Source organism: Litoreibacter sp. JB4-2, assembly GCF_055693445.1.
In genome coordinates, this window is sequence record NZ_CM146334.1 from 662291 (window position 1) to 686146 (window position 23856).

The window sequence follows — 23856 nt, forward strand, 5'->3', positions numbered from 1 at the left end:
TTCAGTTCTGCGGCTTGGGTGGATTGCGGCGGAATATCTCGCGGAAGATGCCCGGCGTAAAGACTGAAAGCGGGTTTACGGAAACGCGCGGCGCCTCGGCGGACCCGTTTATTTGGTAGGTAAAGCCGAACAACCCCTCGCCCTTTTTCGAGAACAAAAAGCCAAGCGGGCGGTTGAGCAGGTAAATCGGTGAAACCACTCCCTGCATCTGCATCCGCCGGGTCGGCGTGGCGTAGACGCCGTCCATCGTGATGCCCATCGACGGGCCAACGGCTCGGGATTCGCGCAGCGTCACCCCGCCCGGCGACAAGTCAAAAACCGCATCGACTTCAGAAAACAAAATGCCGTCGCCGCTAAGCTGCTCAAGCAATCCGACGACCGACAAGGCCGAGAGCAAATCTGCCAGCACGGGGGCTTTTTTGATACGCGTATTTGCAAGACGTAACTGGCCCGTGTAGCGCCCCGGGCCACCTGTCGGCCTTAGAACAAGAGACATTTCCCCGCCGCGCGCATTTTGAAACAGCCCCGTTGAGGCCAGTACGCCGCCCCCGTTTGCCGAAGACACACGGATCGCCAAGCCCTCTTTGGTTGGCACCAGCGTCCCGTTTATCTCTGTGCCGCCATTGACCTTTCCGGTGAAAGAACCATCGAGGCCTACTTGATTGCGGAACCGCCCCCGGAACCCATCGATGCTGATTTCATCTGTGATCCGCAATCTTGAAATTGCTAAGTCCAATGGCGCACCACTGGCATTTCGTCCGCTGCCACTGGTGGTAAAACTTCGGATATCAACCACCCCGCCGCGTATAGCGACTGCAACTGGTACGCCTTTTCCGCGCCCGGTCAATTCCACCCTTGCATTGATACGCCCATCAATCGCGAGCGGGTCAAACACCGCGCGGTCTAAGGTGCCGCCGTCGTTCAACGCAGCGAAACCTTTTGTCGAAAGACCCGGCGCGGTCAGGCTGATCGCGTCGATCTTTGGCTCGCCCCCCAGCGTCACATCAACCAACAATTCGCCTTTCTGTGTCGGCGACTTGTTCCATCCAACCTCCGGAATAGCCAAACCAACGCCTGAGAGATCCGATGTCAGTCGTAGTTTGGGAAAAGCGTCCGGAGTAAGCGTCAGGTCAAAATTCGCGGTGCCAGAGCCCGATACAATTCCATCCGGCAGCCCAATCTCAAACGCTTCAAGCGTCGCTGGCGAAAGGGCAATCGTGCCTGTTGCTGTCGACCCATCAGAGCTTTCTGGCCCCAATGCACGCGCCCATGATACATCCAAAGGAATATCATTCAGCCGCGCAGGACCCGCGATTGTCAGCGCATCGCCCTTGGCCGCCAAGCGCAGTCGTTTGGCGGTCAGCGCATTGCCTTCGACAATCTTTTCTGACCTTACGCCGCGTAGTTCTGCCTCCACATCGTAGCGGACGTCACGGACCTTCAAATCCTTTGCAAGAGGCAGGTTGAGACGAGCTGTGACCACAGCTTCACCCTCCGCCAAATCTATCGGCAGGCCCGATTTACTCATGAATTCGAACGGTTTTTCGTCCAGAAGTGACAAAGCGGCCTGTAACGGCCCGCGTGCGTTGATGGCGATCTCTGCGTCAGGAATCCTATTATCAATTTCGGGGATTTGCATCACCGAGCCGCCCATCTCCAATCGCTGCCCGTTTGGCGTGATCACATGGCCTTCATGCAGCGCGAGCGTCATTTCTTCGTCTATGATGGACAAATATCCGCGCCCACCTTGAATGATTGGCAAAGTCTTCAAGTAGCGCACATTGGCATCGACAAAGTCGAAGGTAACAGCCGCTTGTGGCGGGCCGTCAGGACGTACCCGAATAGCAGCCGTCGCATTCCGAAGATCGCCCGAGACCACATTGTCCGTCAGCCACTCACGAGTTTTGTCAACAGCCGATGTCGGCCACAGCGCCATCAGCTCCGACTGCGTGATCTGGCGAATACGCGCATCAAGTGAGGCACGCCAACCGTCCTCCTCAACCGCGACGCCGCCGGACGTTACTATCTCGGTGTCCGCATTGCGAAGAACCGCCTGCCCTAGGTCCATGCGCAGCGTTGACGGGCTGTACCGTAGATCGGCCTGCGCGGCTTCAAACCTGACCGGGTTTTCAAAAACACCCTCTGGGTCCATTTCGATATCGGCCAGACGCAGCTGCATCAAAAGCGTTTGAGGAATGCCAGCGTCGAAGTCTTGCAGGTCTGCATGCCCGTTGCCCGCAAAGCGCAGTTCGGGCGCATCGAGTGTTATGTCCTCAAGATGCAACCGCCCCGTCGCGGCGCTGTAGCGGATGCGCGTTGCCGCGCTTGTCAACGGCAATGCCTTGGCTTGCGGGGCCGGTTGCACCGCTCCTTTCCCGATGTCGAGCCGCCCCGCGAAGCTTACCAGCTGCCCATCGGCGCCAAATTCGGAGGTTAGATTGCCAGAGACGGGCGCGTCCAGAATGTTGAGAAAATCGAGCGTGCGCACCTGCGCGGCAACGTCACGCACGCGCACATCAGAGAATTCAGCTTGGAATCGTCCCCCGGCGCCGCCCTTGGCCTTGTCGGCGCGCAGGTCAATTTGCGCCGGTTTCCCACCATCGAGGGAAGCTTCAAACGCGACGGTCAGCGCCAGAAAATTGTCGCCATTGATCAAGACCAAACGGCCATCAGCCACCTCAAGATCTCGCGCGGCCTCCAAATCTGTCAACCGCAGCCCAACACCGCCGATCGTGACTTCTTCCAATTCGCGCGCGGCAGGATGGGCAAAGGCTTGATCGACGAGGTTCAGCACATCGGCGACTGAACGCGCGGGCATGTCGCTCGCCTCCAACTCTGCACCAAACGAGAAGGACAATTGCCCGTCAAAACCGCGCACCAAATTGATCCGCGCATTGCGTATGTCGAGCGTTTCCAGTGCGAGCCGCCCTTGGATCAGCTCAGACGTGTCCAGCTTGACCTGTACGACGGGCAAGGCCATCAGCGGAGTCGTCGTATCGCCAGACAGCCGCAAGCCTTGCAATTCGATTGTTGGCCTAAGTTCATTGTCGAGAAGACCAATACGCAGGCCGGATAGCTCAACATTCGGCCCGTCAAACTCTTTGTTAATGCGCGTCTCGACCATCTCGGCGACACTGTTCGGCAAGGCTACAGATCGCCCCATCAATAAAACCACGCTAACCACACAAAGGGCCAAGACGATACTAACAAGCGTTGTCAAAACAGACGCCAAGACCCATCGCTTGCCAACCCCAAAAAACCGACGTCGTTTTTGCGATAACGTTGCGCCACCGGGCAACGGCGGCGGGGTGTTGAAGCCGTCCTGCTCGCCCGGAACCTGATGTGGCGCGCCTTGTTTCATTCTTATCTGCCTGCGCTCTCTTTTAAGCCTTTAACTTTTCTTATAGCGCCCTAGCTTACGCGCCACATCACTTTTGTCTCGAAAGCCCGAAAAGGAACCGCGAAAATGATCACCGAAGGCGATATGGCCCCCGACTTCACTTTGCCACGCGACGGCGGCGGCACTGTCACCCTGTCTGATCTGCGACCCGCAAAGGTGGTAGTTTATTTTTACCCCAAGGACGACACGCCCGGCTGCACCAAGCAGGCCATCGGCTTCACCGAACATCTGGAAGCATTCAGAGCCGCAGGCGCAGAAATCATCGGTATTTCCAAGGATACGGCCGCGAAGCATGACAAGTTCCTCGCAAAGCACGATTTAGGTGTCATTCTGGGATCGGATGCGGAAAGTGAAATCTGCGAGGCCTATGGTGTTTGGAAAGAAAAAAGCATGTACGGCAAGACTTACATGGGGATTGAACGCTCTACTTTTTTAGTAGGTTCGGACGGTAAGATATTGAAAGAATGGCGCAAAGTGAAAGTTCCAGGCCACGTTGAAACCGTGCTTGAGGCTGTACAAAACGCATGACCCTTAGTCTGCGGGCTATGGCGGTTGAGGTTCTTTCAACAGCCGATCCCAAATCGAAAACCGCCCTTAGCCGTGCGCATGCCGCACATTGGAAGGCAGCGCGTGCTGCGGGTGACGACGTGGAATTGGGCTCAGTATCGCCACCTGATTTTCCAGCGCGCCCCGACGCACCGCCCCTACTTGACCCACGCGACGTGCCAAAGCGAAAGCCGGGAAAACCCGAAGGCCGCACAGCTATGCTGCATGCGATTGCGCATATTGAGCTCAACGCGGTTGACCTGCATTGGGACATCATCGCGCGCTTCCCGCAGACTGATTTTCCGCTTGGCTTCTATGATGACTGGGTCAAAGCCGCAGACGAAGAGTCTCAAACACTTCAACCTCTTGTCTGATTGCCTTGTCAGTTATGACAGCTACTATGGCGCACTTCCGGCACATGCCGGCATGTGGCAGGCGGCGTCTGATACAGCCGATGACATTCTTGGCCGGCTCGCTGTCGTTCCCATGGTTCTTGAAGCGCGCGGGCTTGACGTCACCCCGGGGATGATCCGGTTGTTTCAGCAAGCTAAAGATCACCAGACCGTTTCAGCACTTGAGACCATCTACGCTGAAGAGGTTGCGCATGTGGCTTACGGTTCGAAATGGTTTCACTTCTTGTGCGGGCGCGAAAACCGCGACCCAAAATTGGCGTTTCATGATCTTGTCCAACGCTATTTCCATTCGAAGCTCAGACCACCCTTCAACGAAGAAAAACGAGCAGAGGCGGGCATAGCGCCAGATTTCTACTGGCCTTTGACAGAAACACCTCCGGCATTGAGCTGATGCGTGTCCTTCGAAGTGCTTATTTCGTCAGCAGTTTTCCGCGTGGCGCGCATGAAATCCGCGCCTAATTGTTGAGCTTTCAGCCTGCTTACAGTAAGGATTTGCAAGGGGGTGGCCGTTTGGACGTGTGGGGACACGGGCTGCCAGATGCTGGATATAGAAAACGGGGCGTAAGATTGCATACTCGACTGCTAGACAAGCTCAACCACGCGCTTGAGCGCAAGCTGCCGGAACAGCGCATTTTCGTTAAATCTGAAACCGGTACGCGTTTCATTCGAATGCGACCTTTGACCATGGCTGGTATCGCTGGCGGGGTCTGCGTTCTGATGGGCTGGACGATCCTTGTTACTGCGATTTTCCTGATGGACACGCTGAGTTCTGGCAATCAGCGCGAACAGTCGCAACGGGAGCGCGCAATCTATGAAGCACGCCTCAACGCGCTGAGCCAGGAACGTGACGACCGCGCCACGGAAGCTGCCGCGGCACAGGACCGCTTCTTTGTTGCACTCGAACAAATTTCACAGATGCAAAGTGAAATCCTTGCATCAGAAGATCGCCGTACAGAACTTGAGACCGGCATAGAAGTCATCCAGAAAACACTACGGCGCACTATCAAAGAACGCGACACCTCGCGCGGTGAATACGAAACCATGCTTGCCGAACTGGAAGCCGAAAAAGCCGGTGACGCACCGCTTGTAGCCCGGGCGAAGTCCGTCGATGGTTCAGTCGCCTTCCTGACCGCCGCTTTGGAGCGTACTGCGGCAGAACGCGACGAGGCGCTAAAGTTCTCGTCCGAAGCAGAACAAATCGTCGCTGATCTTGAATTTGAAATGAAGCTCAACGAAGACCGCAACAACCGCATCTTTCAGCGCCTTGAGGAAGCAGTCACCGTCTCGCTTGAGCCTTTGGACAAAATGTTCCGCGCTGCCGGTATGCCCACCGAGAGTATCTTAAACGAGGTGCGCCGCGGATATTCTGGCCAAGGCGGCCCACTTTTGCCAGTGACCAAATCCACTTCGGGCGGCATCACGCGCCCTGACGCAACGACGGACCGCGCCAACCTGCTGCTCAAGGAACTTGACCGGATCAACCTATTCCGCATCGCCGCAGACAAAACGCCTGTCGGCCTACCGGTAAAATCGGCGTTCCGTTTCACATCTGGGTTTGGCTATCGCAATGACCCAAAAGGTGCCGGGCGACGTATGCATGCAGGCGTGGACTTCGCCGCAGGCACGGGTACGCCAATCTATTCCTCAGCGGACGGCGTTGTAACCCATGCCGGCTGGCAGTCAGGATATGGCCGTTTGGTCAAAATCAAACACGCCTATGGAATCGAAACACGCTATGCTCATCTATCGAAAATTAATGTCAAGGTAGGAGAAAGGGTATCGCGCGGCGACCGCATCGGTGGTATGGGAGCTACTGGCCGGGTGACCGGGACGCATCTTCACTATGAGGTGCGGCTCAATGGCAATCCCGTTAACCCTATGACCTATATCAAGGCAGGACGAGATGTTTTCTAAAAGCAAAATCAATGACCCGAACTCAGGATCCGCGGATGGTGACGCCGGAAAACCCGCAGCTGACGCGGGTGCAAAAGCGAGCAAACCTATGGAATTGACCAATAGTGCGCCACGCCCAAAGGCAGCTCCTTCCACGCTTTCGAGCGATCTGACGATCACAGGAAACCTAAAGACGACCGGCGACATTCAGGTCGAAGGCACGGTTGAGGGCGATATTCGTGCGCACCTTTTGACTGTTGGCGAGACTGCCGTGATCAAAGGAGAAATCATCGCCGATGATGTTGTTGTAAACGGTCGCATCGTGGGCCGCGTGCGCGGACTGAAAGTGCGCCTGACATCGACTGCCCGTGTTGAAGGCGACATTATTCACAAGACTATCGCTATTGAATCGGGTGCCCATTTTGAAGGATCCGTTCAACGCCAGGACGATCCTTTGAACACTGGCAGCTCAAAGGCCGTGGCCCCTGCCAAGACCGAGACAGCAAAAAGCTAAGCTAAATGAGCAATTCTTCTGTTCCCGAGCCAGATTTAGGCTCGGGGGCTTACACCTTATGCGCTCCTGAGGCGCGAAAATATATTTTATTTGCTGCAATTCTCGCTTCAGGCCTTGGGTTCATCGATGGCTCTATGGTGGCAATTGCGCTGCCGGGTATGCGCGACTCATTGGTGGCAACGCTGATCCAGGCGCAATGGATTTCAAACGCATACATGCTCACACTATCGTCGTTGATTTTGGTCGGCGGTGCGATTGGTGATCGGTTCGGGCTCGCGCGCGTTTTCGCGGGTGGCATCATGCTGTTTGTTGTTGCCTCCATGGCTTGCGCCTTAGCACCAACACCGGAATTTTTGATCGCAGCGCGCGCACTGCAAGGCATCGGCGCCGCCTTCATGGTTCCAGGGTCGCTGGCCCTAATTTCGCGCGCCTACCCGCCCAAAGAACGCGGCCGCGCGATTGGGATCTGGGCCGCATCCTCAGCGATTACGGCGGCGTTGGGGCCCATCATAGGTGGACTCGCACTGACTTACGGCGATCTACACACATGGCGTTGGATCTTTGGCATCAACTTGCCACTTGGTGGCCTTGCGCTGTTCGTTCTGTGGACCAAGATCGAACGCGATCCCCCTCAGCCCGACCGCGGCGTCGATATTCCGGGCGGTGTCCTGGCAACGCTGGGATTGGGGCTATTGGCGTGGGGATTGACGGGGGCGGAGCATGGCGATCTGGTTGATGCGCGCGGCGTTGCCTTTGTCGGTGCCGGACTTCTGACATTGGCGGTGTTTCTGATCGTCGAGGCACGCAGCCCACACCCTATGGTCCCGCTAGAGCTGTTTCAAAACCCGCGCTTCACGATTGCCAACATCGTCAGCTTTTTCATCTATTTCTCATTCTCGACCATTGCGATGTACCTGCCTATGGCGGTTGTTGGCGGCTGGGGCGTCACGGAAATAGAAGCCTCCGCCGCATACGCGCCGCTGTCCTTTTTTATCGCGGCCTTGTCGGGGCTCTCAGGAAAAATCGCTGATCGTTACGGCCCTGCACCACTTCTGGTGATCGGCTCGCTCACGCTAGCGGCCAGCTACGGCACTCTGTCCTACGTCGCCCATAGCCACAATTTCTGGGGGGCCGTGATGCCTGCCATGATCCTGCAAGGGATCGGCATGGCTTTAGTGGTGGCACCGTTGTCCACTGCAGTGATGGGATCTGTGGAAAGTCATAAGACCGGCACCGCATCCGGCGTGAACAACGCTGTAACCCGTATGGCTGGACTGATTTCTGTCGCCGTGATGGGCAGTGTGATCGCTGTCACCTATGGCGCGTCCGAGGGCGGCGGTAGCTTTGGAGAGGGATCAGACCTTGCCAGCCACGCCCTCGCCTCAAACGACGCTTTTTCGCGTTTCACCTGGGTTGCATGCATGCTTTGCGTGGTCAGCGCGGCCATCTCAGTGTTCAGCGGAACCAAAGGTCGCCCGGACATGAAACGCGAAACCGATATTTCGAGCGTCGTCTCCTAGAACGAACTTATCCTTGGGCGTCGGCGCGGCTTTTCCCAGCCACATTTTGCGCAAGTGTTTCAGCCATGAACCCGTCCAAATCGCCGTCTAGCACGCCTTTTGTGTCCGAGGTCTCATGGTTCGTACGCAGGTCTTTGACCATCTGGTAAGGCTGCAAGACATAGCTGCGGATTTGGTTGCCCCACCCCGCATCGCCTTTGTTTTCATGCGCCTCGTTGATGGCCGCGTTCCGGCGGTCTAGCTCCATCTGGTAGAGCCTCGACTTCAAAGCTTTCATCGCAATATCGCGGTTCTGGTGCTGCGATTTCTCGGAAGATGTCACAACGATACCTGTCGGCTCATGCGTGATCCGAACAGCTGAATCCGTGGTGTTGACGTGCTGACCACCCGCGCCAGACGAGCGATAAGTATCAATGCGAATATCGCTCGGGTTCACTTCAATATCGATATTGTCATCCACGACCGGGTAAACCCAGACCGAGGTAAAAGACGTGTGCCGCTTCGCCGCGCTATCAAAGGGCGAGATACGTACAAGCCGGTGCACGCCACTTTCTGATTTCAGCCAGCCATAGGCATTATGCCCGCTGATCTTATAGGCGGCAGATTTGATTCCAGCTTCGTCCCCCGCAGACTGTGATTGCAGTTCGACCTTGAACCCGCGCTTCTCTGCCCAGCGCACATACATGCGCGCCAGCATTGACGCCCAGTCGCAGGATTCCGTCCCACCGGCACCGGCGTTGATCTCAAGGAAGGTGTCATTTGCGTCTGCTTCGCCGTCTAGCAATGCTTCCAACTCTTTGGCGGCGGCTTTCTCGACCAGCGCTTTTAGCGCCTCCTCAGCCTCGCTCACGACTTCCTCATCTTCCTCCATTTCACCCAGCTCGATCAACTCAACATTGTCGTCAAGCTCTTGCTGCATGGAGGTGTAGGCGCCCATCGCGTCGACCAATGATTGACGGTCACGCATCAGCTTTTGCGCCTTTTCAGGGTCGTCCCACAGCGTCGGATCCTCGACACGCGCGTTGAACTCTTCCAGCCGATGCGCGGCTGTTTCCCAATCCATGCGGGACTTCAAGAGCTCCAGCGATTTAGAGATGGCCTCAACGGCATTTTGTGCGTCTGCGCGCATTGGAACGGTCTTTCTTTAACGTGTCACCCTCAATAGGCACTGAGCGCGCCGAGGTCCAACCGGATTTTCAGGTATTGGTCAGGTATTGGCTAATACAATCCGCCGGAGCTGATCGTGCCCAAATTCGCATTCTTCGGGATCACCGCTTTCTTGCCCGTGGTGGTTGTCACCTCGGTCACCGCGTTGACGCTGGTATCCCCGCGCGCAATCAGGTTCAGGTTCTGTCCCATCGCAAAGCCGCCATCCAAAATGCTGCCGATACCGTAGGCAGGCAATTCCCCGTCGCGGAAGTACTCGCTAACGACATAGTCGCCCGCCGCACCTTGCGGCAGAACCGCGCCGGTGAACCGGTCGATCGGAACAAAGTACCCACCGGGGGGCACCTCAAACGCGCCGCCGCCATATTTGATGGTCGCCTTCTCCATGAAGCGATCGAATACAGGACCGCACATACCGCCGCCAGACGCGCCGCGCCCAAGCGAACGCGGACGATCATAGCCGATATAACAGCCTGCAACGATGTTGGACGTGAAACCCACGAACCAAACATCTTTGGCGTCATTGGTGGTGCCTGTCTTGCCTGCGGTCGGAACACCAAGGCTGACAGTTTTCGCAGCGGTCCCACGTTCCACGACACCGCGCATCATTGAGGTCAACTGATAAGCCGTAATCGCATTCATCACGCGTTCGCGGTTGGAATAGATGCGAGGCGCGAAATCGGCTTCAAGCGCGGCTTGTTGGCAATCCTCGCAGAAACGTTGGTCATGCCGGTAGACCGTGCGGCCCCAACGGTCCTGCACGCGGTCCACAAGCGTGGGTTCCACCCGCTCGCCGCCATTGGCGAACATCGCGTAGGCCGCAACCATCTTAAACAGGGTCGATTCTTGCGCACCGAGCGCGTTCGACAGGAACGGATTCATATCGTCATAAACCCCGAAGCGCTCCGCGTATTGGGCGACTGTGCCCATTCCGATTTCTTCGGCTAAACGAATGGTCATCAGGTTGCGCGACCGCTCGATCCCAGTCCGCAGAGGCGCGGGACCGTAGAACGTGTTCGAGGCGTTTTTCGGGCGCCACAAGCCTTGCGGCGTGTTGATCTCAATCGGGGCGTCGACCACGATTGTGTTGGGTGCGAACCCTGAATCAAGCGCCGCAGCATAAACGAACGGTTTGAAGGACGACCCAGGCTGCCGCTTTGCCTGCGTGGCCCGGTTGAACACCGAATGCTGGTAAGAGAACCCACCTTGCATCGCCAGAACCCGGCCGGTGTTCACGTCCATTGCCATGAAACCACCTTGCACTTGTGGGACTTGGCGCAGCGCGTAGTCACCGCCATCACGCGCACTGACATGTATAACGTCGCCCACATTCAACAAGTTATCAGCCGATGCGCGTGCAGAGCCAAGCGAGCCGTCTTCGCGGCGCGGGCGCGCCCATGCGACGGTCGATCCACGCAAGATAGAAGCACCCTGCCCGTCTATGCCGATCCGTGCGTCGGCGCCGTCAAAGCCCAAGACCACCGCAGCAGACCACCCTTGGACGTCACGCGGGAAAACTGTGTCGTTCAAAGCCTCGCGCCAACCTTCGCCTTCAAGGAGCTCTGGTTCGATCTTGGTGGCAACCTGATGGAAAACACCCTGCGCCCGATCATAGTCTTCGAGCGCCTTGCGCAAAGAGGCCGCGGCTTCGGTTTGAAGCTCTTTGTCGACGGTGGCGCGGATTGTCAGACCGCCGCCGAAAAACTCGTCCTTGCCAAAGTTTGAAGACAATTGGCGGCGAATCTCGTCGGTAAAATAGTCCCGATCAGGGATCTGATTTTTGAACGCGTCAAAATCCCCGTTCTGCACTGTCAGAAGTGGCGCTTCCCGTGCGCGTTCAAGCTCAGCCATGTCGATATAGCCGTTCTCATACATCTCACGTAGCACAAAATTACGACGACCAATGGCACGCTCTTTCTGGCGCACAGGGTGATAATTAGAAGGCGCTTTCGGCAGCACTGCCAGATAGGCGGCTTCCTCCGTGCTCAGCTCGGGCAAGTTTTTGTTGAAATAGGTTTGCGCCGCTGCCGCAACGCCAAAGCTGTTTTGCCCCAAGAAAATCTCGTTCAAATACAGCTCAAGGATTTTATCCTTGCTCAGCGTCCCTTCGATGCGTGAGGCGAGAATGATCTCCTTGATCTTGCGTTCCGCAGAGCGCTCCCCCCAGCAAAAAGTTCTTCATCACCTGTTGCGTGATGGTCGAGGCCCCGCGCAAGCGCGCACCTTGCGCCGCATCTATCGCAGCCTTGGCCATCCCCATCGGATCGTACCCGCCATGGGTGTAGAAGTTCTTGTCTTCCGCAGAAATAAACGCCTGCTTCACCATGTCAGGGATTTCTTCGGCGGGCGCGAACAAGCGCCGCTCCTCTGCGAATTCGTCAATCAGCTCGCCCTGGCCCGAATAAATCCGGCTGATGGTAGGCGGCGAATATTGCGCAAGCTCATCTGTGTCTGGCAAGTCATTGGCAAACATCACAAAGATCGCAACCACCATAATGGCCACGGCCAAAGTGCCGAGCGTGATCAGGCTAAAAATCGAGCCAAAGAAAGATAGAATCGCACGTAAAACCACGTCGGTCCCCATTAAAAACTCAGCCTAACTATAGGCGTTGCTGTGTCCCCCGTCAAAACGCCAGACACCCAGTCAGCGGGGTATTTCCGCCCGCCTGCATCACATATGTGCGCATGACGCTGCGGCAAGCGCATCAACTGCGCGCCCGTTCGTCCATCGCCCAGGCGGTCACGGCTTTCACAACCCCGGCAGAGGCTTTCCTGCGCCATTCTTTATCTAGCAGGTTGTCCAGATCAGATTGCGAGGACATGAAGCCAAGCTCAATTAAAACGGAAGGAATATCGGGCGCTTTCAACACCGAAAACCCGGCTTGAAGCCGCGGGCGTTTGTGCAGACTTCCCAAAGTCTCGCGCATGCCTGTGACAAGCGCATCTGCCAGTCGATCGGTTCGTGGCGCCGTTTTAGTGCGGGCCAAGTCCATCAAGATCGTCGCGATCTGATCGTCTTGTTTGCGCAGATCGACGCCTGCAAGTATGTCCTGTCGGTCCTGGCGCTCAGCCAGAATTTCACTGGCGCGGTCAGATGCTGCTTGTGACAGCGTGTAGATTGTCGTGCCTGTCGCGCGCCCTTCGGCCAAAGCGTCGGCATGCAGCGACAAAAACAGATCAGCACCCACTGCTCGCGCGATTGAGATGCGCGCGGGCAGCGATATAAAACTGTCATCGGTGCGGGTCAAAACGACATCGTCGACGCCGCCACGCAACAACGCTTCTTTCAGCTCAACCGCGAATTTCAACATCAGGTCGGCCTCGTCATACCCACCGCGCTGCGCACCGGGATCAACGCCGCCGTGACCCGGGTCCAATACAACGACCAACCGTCCGTCATCGGATTGCACTGGCGTTACGCCCCCGATCATCAGGAGCGCGCGCCGCTTGCGCAAAGGCCTCTGCGTTTGTCGGTGCCAACATGATGCGAACAACGGCATCACCATCTTGTTGATCGGTTTCTAGCGCGGCTTGGGTGATCGCCATAGGCGACGCCAGCTCTATCTGCACTTGCGACCAGCCGGGGCGCGCGACGCCACCTGCAAGACGCGTCACCTGTTTCGATTGATCAAGCTTTTGCAGATCGGGCCCGAGACTTACCTCACGAAACTCAATCACAACACGACGTGGCGCGTCACGTGTGTAGACCCGGTAGGGGACCGCTTGCGTCAACGCGAGCGTGACGGACACATCGTTTCCGGTATCAACAATCGCCGACCCAACCGGATCAAGACGCGCCAAAGCGCGCAAGTCTTGCGCTTGCACCGCGGCTGCCAGCGTCAACGCCAGCATCGCTATCGAAAAAAGCCTGATCATGTCCGCCTGTGACGTTTTTTTGTTTTGCAATAGCTTACCGGTAAACTGGCATTCTGTCGCGTCCGGATTTTAGCTTTTGAACCTATCCATGAATATTTTCAGCCGCGACAGCCCCTCAATAATATCCGTTGTTGCCCTCGCATAGGAAAAACGCACGGTTTGATGCCCCCGAACAGGATCGAAATCTAGACCCGGCGTGATGGCAACGCCCGCCTCATCCAAAACTTTGCGGCAGAACCCCAACGAGTCCTCCGTCAAATCCGATACATCCGCATAGATGTAAAACGCCCCATCGGGCGGCGCTATCTTGTCGAAGCCAGCTTTGGGTAGCCCGTCCAACATAAGGCGACGGTTCTCCGCATACACCTCTAACATGGCCTCCGTTTCGTCCCGCGCCTGCAATGCGCCGAGCGCTGCAATTTGTGCGGCATGCGGAGCGCAAATGAACATGTTTTGGGCCAAACGCTCGATCTGTCGGACATGGGTTTCAGGCACCACCATCCAGCCCAACCTCCAGCCGGTCATCGAGAAGTACTTAGAGAAAGAGTTAATCACATAAACGTCGTCACTGACTTCCAGTGCGCTGACCGCGCGGCCATCATAGTGTACACCGTGATAAATCTCGTCCGAGATGAATGCTGTGCCTGCCGCGTTGCACTCAGCTATCAATGCCTCCAGATCCCGCTTCGACAGCATTGTCCCTGTCGGGTTAGCGGGAGAGGCCACGATCAACCCGTCCAGCGGCTCCACAGGCAGCGACGGAACATGACGCGCCTCAGAATGGGTCGGGATACCAAGTGGTTTTAGGTCCAGCGATTTCAAAATCTGACGATAGCTGGGATAGCCCGGTTCTGTGACGCCAACGGTCTCACCCGCGTCAAAAAGCGCTGTAAACGCGAGAACGAAAGCTGCTGATGAACCGGCAGTAATTACAACCCGCGAGGGGTCCAGCTTGACCCCGTACCATTCCTCATAGAGCGCTGCGATCCCGGCACGCAGCTCAGGCAGGCCCAAAGCGACAGTATAGCCCAACGCATCGCGTTCCATCGCCGCCACCAATGCGTCCCGTGCGGCTTTGGGCGCAGGCGTCCCAGGTTGGCCAACCTCCATATGGATCACGCGGTGCCCGGCTTCTTCGCGTTTGCGCGCAGCTTCCATCACGTCCATCACAATAAAAGGATCGACCTCGCCCCGGGTTGAACTTCGCATCGCTTCCTCGCAATCTGATGGCACGATCCGCTGATGACGTAGCTCGGCGAAAAGGTCAATAAAAGGACGCATCACCCCATGATTGCACGGTTTTTCGCGTTGATCGTTGTGCTAAGCTTGGCACTGCCTGCGCAGGCCCTAACCGTCATTCGAGACGCCGAGATTGAACGCTCCCTAAGCGAGATCGCGAAACCTGTACTTCGCGCTGCCGGGCTTGGCACAAATTCGGTACGACTTATCGTGATACGCGACAATTCGCTCAATGCATTCGTTGTGGACCGGCGGCATGTCTTCCTTCATTCCGGCTTGATCCGCAGGTTAAATTCGCCTGAAGCGCTTCAAGCTGTCATCGCGCATGAGGTCGCACATATGGCCAACGGGCACCTCGTGCGCCGAGCGGGCAATGCCCGTGTCGCCAGTAGGGTTGCGGCGATTGGCCTCGCCCTTTCGGTCGCTGCCGCAGCCAAAGGCGAAGGTCAGGCAGCGGCAGGTTTGGCTGCGGGCACGATCAGTTCGGCCCAACGGGTCTTTTTCAAACACACCCGCGCCGAAGAAGCATCCGCCGACCAATCCGCGCTGCAATATCTGGCTCGCGCAGGCATTGACCCGAATGCTATGACGGAAGTGTTGGATCTGTTTCGCGGGCAAGAAGCTTTGCGCCCCGGCCGGCAAGACCCGTATGCCCGCACGCATCCGCTAACATCCGACAGGCTGCGCGCCGTTCGCGGTTTTGCGGCGGCTTACAAAGGCAAGACCCGGAAAACGCCCCCGAAACCGCTTATTGGTTTGGGCGGATGAACGCCAAGCTCGATGGGTTTCTCGCCAACCCACGCACCGTGCTGCGCAAAAAAGACGCCAAAGGCAATTCCGAGCTCGCTCGGCTACGCCGCGCTGTGGCCTACCACCGTCGACCAGAGCCAAAGAAAGCGCTTAGCGAGATGGGCGCGCTTCTGAAAATGCGCCCTCGCGATCCCTACTACCATGAACTCCGAGGTCAGATTTTGCTGGAAAGCGGAAATGCGGCGCCCGCTGTAACATCGTACCGAAACGCTGTCACTTTGGGGGGCAACAACGCGCTGTTGCTTGGTGGGCTTGGTCAGGCGCTGCTGGCGCAAAACACCCGTAGTTCGAACGCCGAAGCCTTGAAGGTGCTTCGTACGGCACGCGGTCGCGACCCGGGGGATCCAAACCTGTTGCGCAATCTCGCGCTTGCACACGCGCGCAACGGGCAAAACGCACTCGCCTCAGTGGCGACCGCCGAGCGTTACCTTGTAATCGGTCGCTTCAAAGAGGCAGAACTGCATGGCAAACGGGCCTCAGGACAATTGCCGCGCGGCAGTAGCGGATGGCTGCGCGCGCAAGATGTGCTAGCGAGCGCCAAAAGGGCCAAAGCCCGCAAGCGCTAGCCCCGAAACACAGCCTCTATCTGATGCCCATCTGGGTCGATCAGGTAGCAAGCGAAGTATTTTTCGCCATAGATCGGGCGCAGCCCCGGCGCCCCATTGTCCCTTGCCCCTGCCGCAAGACCCGCCGTGTAGAATTCTTTGACCTCTTCTTCTGAGCACGCGTTAAACGCAACATGCAAGGGCGCGAAGGCCTCTTTGGTCTCGATGAGGCCAAATGCCCAATGCGTGGTCCCAAAGCCAAGTGCGGGACCGTCTTCCGCGATCACGCCAATATCGAGCGTCGCCAGGAGTGACGTGTAGAAAATTCGTGCCTTGACGAGGCCACGCACCGGTAGATTCATATGGTCAATCATGGCGCGGCCCCTTCACATAATCGAAAAAGGGCGCGCCAACGGCGCGCCCTTTTGAATTTGAAAGTCAAACATTCCTTAGCGGCCCAAAGACCACCAGCCCTTGCGTTTCGACTTAGGCTTTTCTTCCGTTGCGACCTCGCCTGCCGGCTCTTCGCTGGCAGCCATCGGCGTCGTCCCAGATGTGCGCGTGCGCGTCTTCTTGGGCTTTGGGGCTTCGGCTTCAACTAGAGGTTCAGCATCCGCAACCTCATCCACCGGGGCTTCCGCAGGTGCGTCTGCAACGGATTTAACAGCCTCTTCAGCCTTTTTCGGCTTGGCACGAGAGCGGCGCTTCTTGGCAGGTTTCACCTCTTCGGACGTCGCCTCTGCGTCTGATGGCGCGGCTTCTGACGGAGCAACCTCAGCCTCTACTGGTGCCTGAGATACATCCTCCGCAGGTGCATCCTTCTTTTTGCGTGTGCGCGTGCGTTTCGGCTTGGTTTCTTCCAGCGCTTCAGCCGCCTCTTCCGTAGGTACAGCATCCGCTTCCGTCACGTCCGCTTTTTTAGCGCGTGAACGACGGGCGCGTTTTGGCTTCTCTCCCGTATCGGCTTCGGGGGCCTCATCTGCAGTTTTGGCCTGATCGGCAGCCTCGGCCTCAGCAATCGACGGACGCGGATCATCATCTTCGTCCTGGTCGGGTTTGGCCTCAGCTTCTTGCTGGTCTGTCTGCTCGCCGTCACGGTCACGGTTGCGATTGCGTCCACGCCCCCCGCCGCCGGCGACGCTTTTTCTTGCGTGGGTTGCCTTCCTCATCGAGCTCGGGCTCGTTAGATTGTTGTTGCGCGTTGCGTGGCGCAGGCGCGTCCTCTGGCGTTTCTTCATCCTCAATCGCGTCTTCAATGTCAGACATATCAATGCTGTCCATCGAAATGGCGGCGGTCTTGGCCACCACCGGCGCAAGATTGCGCGTCGCGGTCTTGAACTTTTCAAGCTTGAAATCGGGGCTGACCATATGTGGATCGGCCTCAAGCCGCACTGCCATACCGTAGCGCGCTTCGATTTCAGCGATATGCTCGCGTTTGGCGTTCATAAGGTAGTTAATCACCGCAACCGGACCAGTCAGTAGCACCTCACGCGTACGCTTGCGGGTACCCTCTTCCTCCAACTGGCGCAGGATCGTCAGCGCCAGACTGTCGTCAGATCGGATCAATCCGGTACCATGACAGGACGGGCAAGGCTGTGTTGTGGCTTCCAACATACCCGGGCGCAGGCGTTGACGCGACATCTCAAGCAGACCGAAGCCAGAGATACGGCCCACCTGAATGCGCGCGCGATCTGTTTTCAACTTGTCTTTGAGACGCTTCTCAACAGCGTTGTTGTTGCGCCGTTCTTCCATGTCGATGAAGTCGATCACGATCAAGCCAGCAAGGTCGCGCAGCCGCATCTGGCGTGCAACTTCTTCCGCAGCTTCAAGATTGGTTTTCAACGCGGTTTGCTCAATCGAGCCTTCTTTTGTAGCACGACCCGAGTTCACGTCGACCGCCACAAGCGCTTCGGTGATGCCGATCACGATGTAGCCGCCTGACGGAAGCTGAACCGTCGGGTTGAACATGCCGGACAGGTAGCTTTCAACTTGATGGCGCGCAAAAAGCGGCATCGTGTCGGCGTAGTTCTTCACGTTCTTGGCGTGGCTCGGCATGATCATTTTCATGAAGGCCTTGGCTTCTTTGTAGCCCGCCTCGCCTTCGACCAGCACCTCGTCGATCTCACGGTTATAGAGGTCGCGGATCGAACGTTTGATAAGATCCCCTTCTTCATAAATCGGGGCCGGTGCAATGGACTTCAGCGTCAGGGCTCGGACCTGCTCCCAATAGCGCTGTAGGTATTCGTAATCGCGCTTGATTTCTGATTTGGTCCGTTTAGCTCCTGCCGTGCGTACAATTAGTCCCGCGCCATTTGGCACGTCGATTTCATTTGCGATCTCTTTCAGTTTCTTGCGATCAGCAGCGTTGGTAATTTTACGACTGATGCCGCCGCCACGCGCCGTATTCGGCATCAAAACACAATAGCGCCCTGCCAGCGACAGGTAGGTGGTCAGTGCTGCGCCTTTGTTACCGCGCTCTTCTTTGACGACCTGCACCAGAAGGATCTGGCGGACTTTGATGACTTCCTGAATCTTGTAGCGCTTCGGGCGTGGCTTACGGGCCGGACGCACCTCATCGGCGTCATCTTCTTGCGCGACAGACTCGATATTGGCGTCTTTCTCAGTCGCCTCAAGCTTGTCATCGTCATCCTCTTCGCTGGCTTCTTCATCTGAGGACGGTGTCTCAACCGGCGTTTCGGCGACTGTTTCCATCGGCGAGGAACCTTCCTCGACTTCAGCTGGCGTATCTGTCTCTTCCAGATCGACCACATCCATGCCTGGAATAGCTTCCGCCACTTCCACGCCGTCTTCAGTGGCCAGCTCTTCGCTGACAACGACGTCGTCAGTCTTTGCCTCAGCCGCCTTGCTGCGGGAACGGGATCGCGACCGCGACTTGCGTTTCGGTTTTTCTTCCTCTTCCGCCTGCTGGCGGGCATATTCCATCTCTTCTTCCAGTAGCGCCTGACGGTCGGCTACGGGGATCTGATAATAGTCAGGATGGATTTCGCTAAACGCCAAAAAGCCGTGGCGGTTTCCGCCATAGTCCACAAAGGCAGCCTGCAGTGACGGCTCAACGCGCGTTACTTTTGCGAGGTAAATGTTGCCAGCGAGCTGGCGCTTGTTTTCTGATTCAAAGTCGAACTCCTCGACCTTGTTTCCATCAGCCACAACAACCCGTGTCTCTTCCGGGTGGGTGGCGTCGATAAGCATCTTTTTTGCCATGTTATCCGTGCGCATCCCGCAAAGGTATCGGTCCCGGGCGGTAACCCGGGGGGAGCGATAGTGTTGGCGGAATGACTTGTCTGAGCGATCTGGGACGCGCGGACATCTATGGCCGGGCTCAGGCGCTGTGCGCTTGCCCGTGTGGCCTGTTTGTCTGCGGCGCGTCTCATCGCGTTCTTGTCTCCGACAGCATCACGTTGGAAGCTGCCCGTTTATGTGCCGGCGGTCTGGGCCACCTGCGGCTCTGAGGCCCCATAACAAATCGAGGCCGTTAATCCTGGCCACCATGCGTCCGTTTTGTCCTACGGGCGGGGGTCAGCGAAACTCTACCGTCCAATGCGCCAAGCTATAGGCCACCGGTACGTATCTTCGTATTAGGGGGTTTTACATAAGGATTACAATGCGCAATCCACGCCGCGCCGCAGAAACGGTCTCATTTTCAATGTTTCCGCATTGGAAATAATCACGGCACGCGGATTTTTCTTCATTGTTTCGAAAATATTCCGGGGAGTTTGAGGGGCAGCGCCCCTCATCTCTGGCTTCGGGCGCGGCGAAGCCGCACATTTAGATTACAGATAGTCAGACCGCTGCAATCCGTATTTCGCCATTTTCTCGTTCAGCGTACGGCGTGGCAGGCAGAGCTCATCCATCACAGATGCAATTGACCCCTTATGACGCCGCATTGTGTTGTCGATCAGCATCCGCTCAAAGGCTTCTACATATTCTTTCAGCGGCTTGCCCTCTGTGGTGATCACGGGGCCCATCTCAGCATTGTCGGCCATCAAGAGCGATGCAATGGAGCCGGACCCACGGCGGTTTTGCAGGACTGCGCGCTCAGCCACGTTGATAAGCTGGCGCACATTCCCAGGCCAAGGCGCTTGCAGCAATTGCGCCGCTTCCTGCGCGGAAACCTCGGGCGCGTCTGAGCCGTAGTCATCTGCGAACTGCTCTCCGAAACGGTTGAACAGAGATAAAATGTCTTCGCCCCGCTGGCGCAGCGGTGGGATAGTGATCTTCATCGCCGCAAGTCGGTAATACAGATCGCCCCGGATCAAATCTTCGCAAGTCTTGTCCTGTTCCTGCGTGTTACAAATCGCGATGATCCGCGTCTCCGCTGGGCTGCCTTGATCGTTTATAAACTGAAGCAGCCGGGCCTGTAGTGTCGTCGGCAGGGCTTCAATATCTTCCAGCACCAACGTACCGCCGCGCGCTTCTTCGACCAATGGAAGGGTCTCGCCCTCCTCCACCGGTTCGAACAGTTTGGTCGACAAAGCGGCTTCATCAAAAGCGGCGCAGCTAAGTGCGACAAATTTCTTACCGGCGCGCGGCCCCACGGCATGTAGCGCATGCGCCGTAAGTGTCTTGCCCGTCCCGGTCTCACCGTCGATCAGGACGTGGCCATCCGCTTGGCCAAGGTCCAAGATATCTTCGCGCAGGCGTTCCATTACCGGGCTTGAACCGATCAGCTTTTGCATCAGCTTCGTGCCGTCGCTCAGCTCTTTGCGCAGCGCGCGGTTATCCAAGGTCAACCGGCGGTTGGTTGTCGCGCGCTTGGCAAGCTCCGTCATTCGATCCGGATTGAAGGGTTTTTCCAGAAAATCGAACGCGCCGACACGCATCGCTTCAACGGCCATTGGAACGTCACCGTGACCCGTAATCATGATGACAGGCAGCGAGCTATCAGCGCTCATCAAACGTTTCAGGAATTGCATCCCGTCCATGCCCGGCATCTTGATGTCTGAGACAACGATACCCGGATAGTCAGACCCAATGCCCTTCAAGGCTTCTTCGGCCGAGCCAAAGGTTTCCGTATCGTAACCAGACAGGGCCAGCCACTGGCTGATCGATTGCCGCATATCCTGCTCATCATCAACGATGGCAATTTTGAGGGCGCTTGCGCTTGGCATGGGTCTGCTCCTTGGCTCCGGCCTATTCCGCCGCTTCAATCGAGGAAGCGGATTCGGCCAATTGGCCGTTAGAGTGGTGCATGGGCAGCTGCATTTCAAATACGGCCCCGCCTGATTGGCCATTTCTTGCCGTCAGGGTCCCGCCAAGCTCGTTCACAATAGATGATGAAATTGCAAGTCCTAGCCCAACGCCCTCGCCCGGTTGTTTGGTTGTGTAGAACGGCTCAAATAAATCTTCAAGGTTTTCAATGCCTTCGCCGTTATCTCGCAAGGACAGCGTCGCTGTTTCACCGACATTCAGCATGATCTCAACACGGGGTGCGCGCACTGTTTTGGTTGCATCAAGCGCGTTTCTAAACAGGTTAATAATGACCTGTTCCAGCCTCAAACGGTCCGCCAATACCATCACGGGTTTATCCGGAAGGGTCACAAGCACGTGAACATCGCCGCGTTTCAGCTGCGGTTCCATCATCGACAGCGACCCAGACACCGCGTCGCGCAAGTCCACAAGCCCGATCTTTTCGTCGCCTTTACGCGCATATGACTTGAGCTGCTTGGTGATCGCGCCCATCCGCTCAATCAAATCGTCAATCCGCTGGAACGAACTTTGCGCCTCATCGGGTCGCTTGCGCTGCAACAGCAATTTTGCGCCCGCCAAATAAGTCTTCATCGCCGCCAGCGGCTGGTTCAATTCGTGGCTCACGGCGGCCGACATTTCCCCCAATGCCGCAAGCTTTTGCGACTGCGCAAGGGATTGCTCAGCCACGGCCAAGGTTTCTTGCACCTTCTTGCGCTCCGCAATTTCGCGGCTCAATCTCATGTTCAGTGCGCGCAACTGTTCGCTTTCGCGCCGGAAGAAACCCGCCGCAGACTGTGCCCGACGCTTGAGAATATAGAAGGCCAGCGTCGTCATAATCGCAAAGCCCATGATTTCTAGGGCAAGCACGCCATTCACTCGTTCCCGAACCGAAGCGTAAGAGGAAAAGCTGATCAGTCGCCAGCCCCGGAACGGGATCCGACGATCCACCTGCATCACGGCCTGCCCAAGCAAATACGCATCTGGCGAGCGACCGAGCTCAAAATAGCTATTGGTCGCATCCAACGCCCGTTGAAATGCGCCTGTCGGCGATTGGTTTGCAAGCGCATCTTCGACAGTCAGCCCACGCCAGCGAGGGTCTGTCGCAATCACGATCTGCCCTTCACTATTGGTTATCATCACGGCGTCTGAGGGCGACCGCCACCTCGCCTCAAATTGGCGCAGATCAACATCGACGACGATCACACCAATGCTTTGTTGGTCAAAGGAGATCTGCCGCGAATATGTGAATTGAAACGCGCCGCTTTCCAACATCGTGACATGGAACACGGTATCATTGCTGCGTAGCGCGTCGACAAAGAAGCTTTGGTTGCGCTGCACCTCACTGATCTGCGTGCGGTCCGACGAGGCCACCGTACGCCCTTCTTCATCAAGAAGCCTAAGGCCGCCAGTTCCGATCTCTTCGGTGAAGGTGATCAAGCGTTGCGAAGTGGCCGAGAAATCATTGGAATTAAGCGCCGCCACCATCACCGGGTCACGCGACAATAGCAGTGGGACGACACGGTTTCGTTGCAGTTCTGATGTAATGGCGTTGGAATAAAGCGCGACGCGCAAATCGGCGGCCGAGCGGGTCCGTTCCGTGAACCGGTCTGTAAGCCAAAGATTGGAAATCCAAACAATCGTCACCGCCAATGCGATGACCATCACAGCGAACAGGCGCACCTGCCACTTCGCGCCAATAGGGCGTGGCGGGCCTTGTCGCTCTGTGGGTTTCGCTTTCATCGCCCTACGCTAAGGCTTTGCCCCGTCAGGCTCAAGCCGCGTAACTGACCGGATATCGGCGGAATTACGCCGCCTGCATCTCACCAACCAGCGAGGCAAACAGCGCTGCTCCGTCGGTATTGCCCTGTGCGGCATCTACGGCGCGCTCGGGGTGAGGCATCATGCCCAGCACTCGGCGGTTGTCAGACAAAATGCCCGCAATGTCACCCGCTGAGCCGTTCGGGTTGTCGACATAGGAAAATGCTACACGGCCTTCACCGCGCAACCGGGCCACCAAATCAGCGTCGGCTGAAAAATTTCCATCGTGGTGCGCAATTGGTACCGTGATATCAGCTTGCTCGCTATAACCACGCGTGAAGGCACTCTGCGTCGTGTTTACGATAAGCTTTTGTTGGCGACACACGAATTTTAGCGTCGCGTTTCGCATCAAAACGCCCGGCAATAACCCCGTTTCGCACAGAACTTGGAACCCGTTGCAAATGCCTATGACATAGCCACCCTTTTGGGCGAAATCGACCACCGCTTTGCAAATCGGCGATTGCGCCGCAATCGCACCACAACGCAAGTAATCGCCAAAGGAAAAACCGCCCGGGATGCCAATCACATCAAGCGCCGCGGGCAATTCAGTTTCCTTGTGCCAGACCATGGTAACATCGGCACCTGCTTTGCGAAACGCCTCAGCCAAGTCGCGGTCGCAGTTGGAACCGGGGAAAGTTATGACACCCGCCTTCATGGTTTAACCCGCCATTTCAATGGAGTAGCTCTCGATCACTGTGTTGGCCAAAAGCTTTTCGCACATATCTTTTACGGTGGCCTCTGTGGTGCCTTCCGCAAGGTCCAGCTCGATCACTTTGCCTTGGCGCACGCCATCGACGCCTTCAAAGCCAAGGCTACCTAGCGCGTGTTTCACGGCCTCCCCTTGAGGGTCCAGCACACCGTTTTTCAGCATCACATGTACTTTGGCTTTCATCGCGCTCGGGTCCTT

At 56.9% G+C, this 23856-nt stretch carries 16 protein-coding genes and 3 pseudogenes; 7 read left to right on the forward strand and 12 right to left on the reverse strand.

Going from position 1 to position 23856, the window contains the following annotated elements; translation table 11 throughout:
• Nucleotide 1: 1 nt before the first annotated feature.
• Nucleotides 2-3163 carry a YhdP family protein gene (locus ACZ1G7_RS03300; protein WP_472662289.1) on the reverse strand — a complete coding sequence of 1054 codons (3162 nt, stop codon included), beginning with the start codon at nucleotides 3161-3163 and terminating at the stop codon, nucleotides 2-4.
• A gap of 303 nt (nucleotides 3164-3466) precedes the next feature.
• Here ACZ1G7_RS03300 and bcp point away from each other — a divergent pair, with 303 nt between their 5' ends.
• The 5 genes and pseudogenes from bcp to ACZ1G7_RS03325 all read left to right on the forward strand — a co-directional run bounded on the left by bcp (nucleotide 3467) and on the right by ACZ1G7_RS03325 (nucleotide 8286).
• Nucleotides 3467-3928, forward strand: a complete 462-nt coding sequence (gene bcp / locus ACZ1G7_RS03305) for a thioredoxin-dependent thiol peroxidase (protein ID WP_472662290.1) — start codon at nucleotides 3467-3469, stop codon at nucleotides 3926-3928.
• Nucleotides 3925-4750: pseudogene (locus ACZ1G7_RS03310) on the forward strand (ferritin-like domain-containing protein). Before bcp ends, ACZ1G7_RS03310 begins: the two are co-directional and overlap by 4 nt.
• A 176-nt stretch (nucleotides 4751-4926) precedes the next feature.
• Complete coding sequence (locus tag ACZ1G7_RS03315; RefSeq protein ID WP_472662292.1) at nucleotides 4927-6273, forward strand: DUF5930 domain-containing protein; 1347 nt, start codon at nucleotides 4927-4929, stop codon at nucleotides 6271-6273.
• Nucleotides 6263-6766, forward strand: coding sequence for a bactofilin family protein (locus ACZ1G7_RS03320; RefSeq protein WP_472662294.1), 504 nt, complete (start codon nucleotides 6263-6265; stop codon nucleotides 6764-6766). The genes ACZ1G7_RS03315 and ACZ1G7_RS03320 overlap by 11 nt, the downstream gene beginning before the upstream one ends.
• A 5-nt stretch (nucleotides 6767-6771) precedes the next feature.
• Nucleotides 6772-8286, forward strand: a complete 1515-nt coding sequence (locus ACZ1G7_RS03325; protein WP_472662296.1) for an MFS transporter — start codon at nucleotides 6772-6774, stop codon at nucleotides 8284-8286.
• A 7-nt stretch (nucleotides 8287-8293) separates the two neighbouring features.
• On the opposite strand, the gene prfB is transcribed toward ACZ1G7_RS03325, so the two are convergent.
• The 5 genes and pseudogenes from prfB to ACZ1G7_RS03350 all read right to left on the reverse strand — a co-directional run bounded on the left by prfB (nucleotide 8294) and on the right by ACZ1G7_RS03350 (nucleotide 14538).
• Nucleotides 8294-9415, reverse strand: coding sequence for a peptide chain release factor 2 (gene prfB, locus ACZ1G7_RS03330; RefSeq protein WP_472662297.1), 1122 nt, complete (start codon nucleotides 9413-9415; stop codon nucleotides 8294-8296).
• An 89-nt stretch (nucleotides 9416-9504) separates the two neighbouring features.
• Nucleotides 9505-12037: pseudogene (locus tag ACZ1G7_RS03335) on the reverse strand (penicillin-binding protein 1A).
• A gap of 121 nt (nucleotides 12038-12158) precedes the next feature.
• Nucleotides 12159-12884: an N-acetylmuramoyl-L-alanine amidase family protein gene (locus tag ACZ1G7_RS03340; protein ID WP_472662298.1), complete on the reverse strand. Its 726-nt coding sequence runs from the start codon at nucleotides 12882-12884 to the stop codon at nucleotides 12159-12161.
• Nucleotides 12850-13329: an AMIN domain-containing protein gene (locus tag ACZ1G7_RS03345; RefSeq protein WP_472662299.1), complete on the reverse strand. Its 480-nt coding sequence runs from the start codon at nucleotides 13327-13329 to the stop codon at nucleotides 12850-12852. The genes ACZ1G7_RS03340 and ACZ1G7_RS03345 overlap by 35 nt, the downstream gene beginning before the upstream one ends.
• A 69-nt stretch (nucleotides 13330-13398) precedes the next feature.
• Nucleotides 13399-14538 (reverse strand): pyridoxal phosphate-dependent aminotransferase, encoded by a 1140-nt coding sequence (locus ACZ1G7_RS03350; RefSeq protein ID WP_472662301.1) that lies wholly within the window; start codon nucleotides 14536-14538, stop codon nucleotides 13399-13401.
• Between the two features lie 78 nt (nucleotides 14539-14616).
• Between ACZ1G7_RS03350 and ACZ1G7_RS03355 the strand changes: the two genes are divergently transcribed.
• Nucleotides 14617-15336 carry a M48 family metallopeptidase gene (locus ACZ1G7_RS03355; protein ID WP_472662303.1) on the forward strand — a complete coding sequence of 240 codons (720 nt, stop codon included), beginning with the start codon at nucleotides 14617-14619 and terminating at the stop codon, nucleotides 15334-15336.
• A complete protein-coding gene (locus tag ACZ1G7_RS03360) occupies nucleotides 15333-15944 on the forward strand; it encodes a tetratricopeptide repeat protein (RefSeq protein WP_472662304.1) in 612 nt (203 codons plus the stop codon). The genes ACZ1G7_RS03355 and ACZ1G7_RS03360 overlap by 4 nt, the downstream gene beginning before the upstream one ends.
• Here the strand turns inward: ACZ1G7_RS03360 and ACZ1G7_RS03365 are convergent.
• From ACZ1G7_RS03365 to purS, 6 genes and pseudogenes are all read right to left on the reverse strand, one after another.
• The gene (locus tag ACZ1G7_RS03365) at nucleotides 15941-16297 is read right to left on the reverse strand and encodes a VOC family protein (RefSeq protein ID WP_472662305.1); all 357 of its coding nucleotides are present in this window, start codon (nucleotides 16295-16297) and stop codon (nucleotides 15941-15943) included. The genes ACZ1G7_RS03360 and ACZ1G7_RS03365 overlap by 4 nt on opposite strands.
• 75 nt (nucleotides 16298-16372) lie before the next feature.
• Nucleotides 16373-19145, reverse strand: a pseudogene (locus ACZ1G7_RS03370) (Rne/Rng family ribonuclease).
• A 569-nt stretch (nucleotides 19146-19714) separates the two neighbouring features.
• Nucleotides 19715-21052, reverse strand: coding sequence for a sigma-54-dependent transcriptional regulator (locus ACZ1G7_RS03375; RefSeq protein ID WP_472662306.1), 1338 nt, complete (start codon nucleotides 21050-21052; stop codon nucleotides 19715-19717).
• Nucleotides 21053-21074: 22 nt separating this feature from the next.
• Nucleotides 21075-22871 (reverse strand): sensor histidine kinase, encoded by a 1797-nt coding sequence (locus ACZ1G7_RS03380; protein ID WP_472662308.1) that lies wholly within the window; start codon nucleotides 22869-22871, stop codon nucleotides 21075-21077.
• Nucleotides 22872-22935: 64 nt separating this feature from the next.
• The gene (gene purQ, locus ACZ1G7_RS03385) at nucleotides 22936-23604 is read right to left on the reverse strand and encodes a phosphoribosylformylglycinamidine synthase subunit PurQ (protein ID WP_472662310.1); all 669 of its coding nucleotides are present in this window, start codon (nucleotides 23602-23604) and stop codon (nucleotides 22936-22938) included.
• Nucleotides 23605-23607: 3 nt separating this feature from the next.
• Nucleotides 23608-23841 carry a phosphoribosylformylglycinamidine synthase subunit PurS gene (gene purS / locus ACZ1G7_RS03390; protein WP_472662311.1) on the reverse strand — a complete coding sequence of 78 codons (234 nt, stop codon included), beginning with the start codon at nucleotides 23839-23841 and terminating at the stop codon, nucleotides 23608-23610.
• Between the last annotated feature and the right edge of the window lie 15 nt (nucleotides 23842-23856).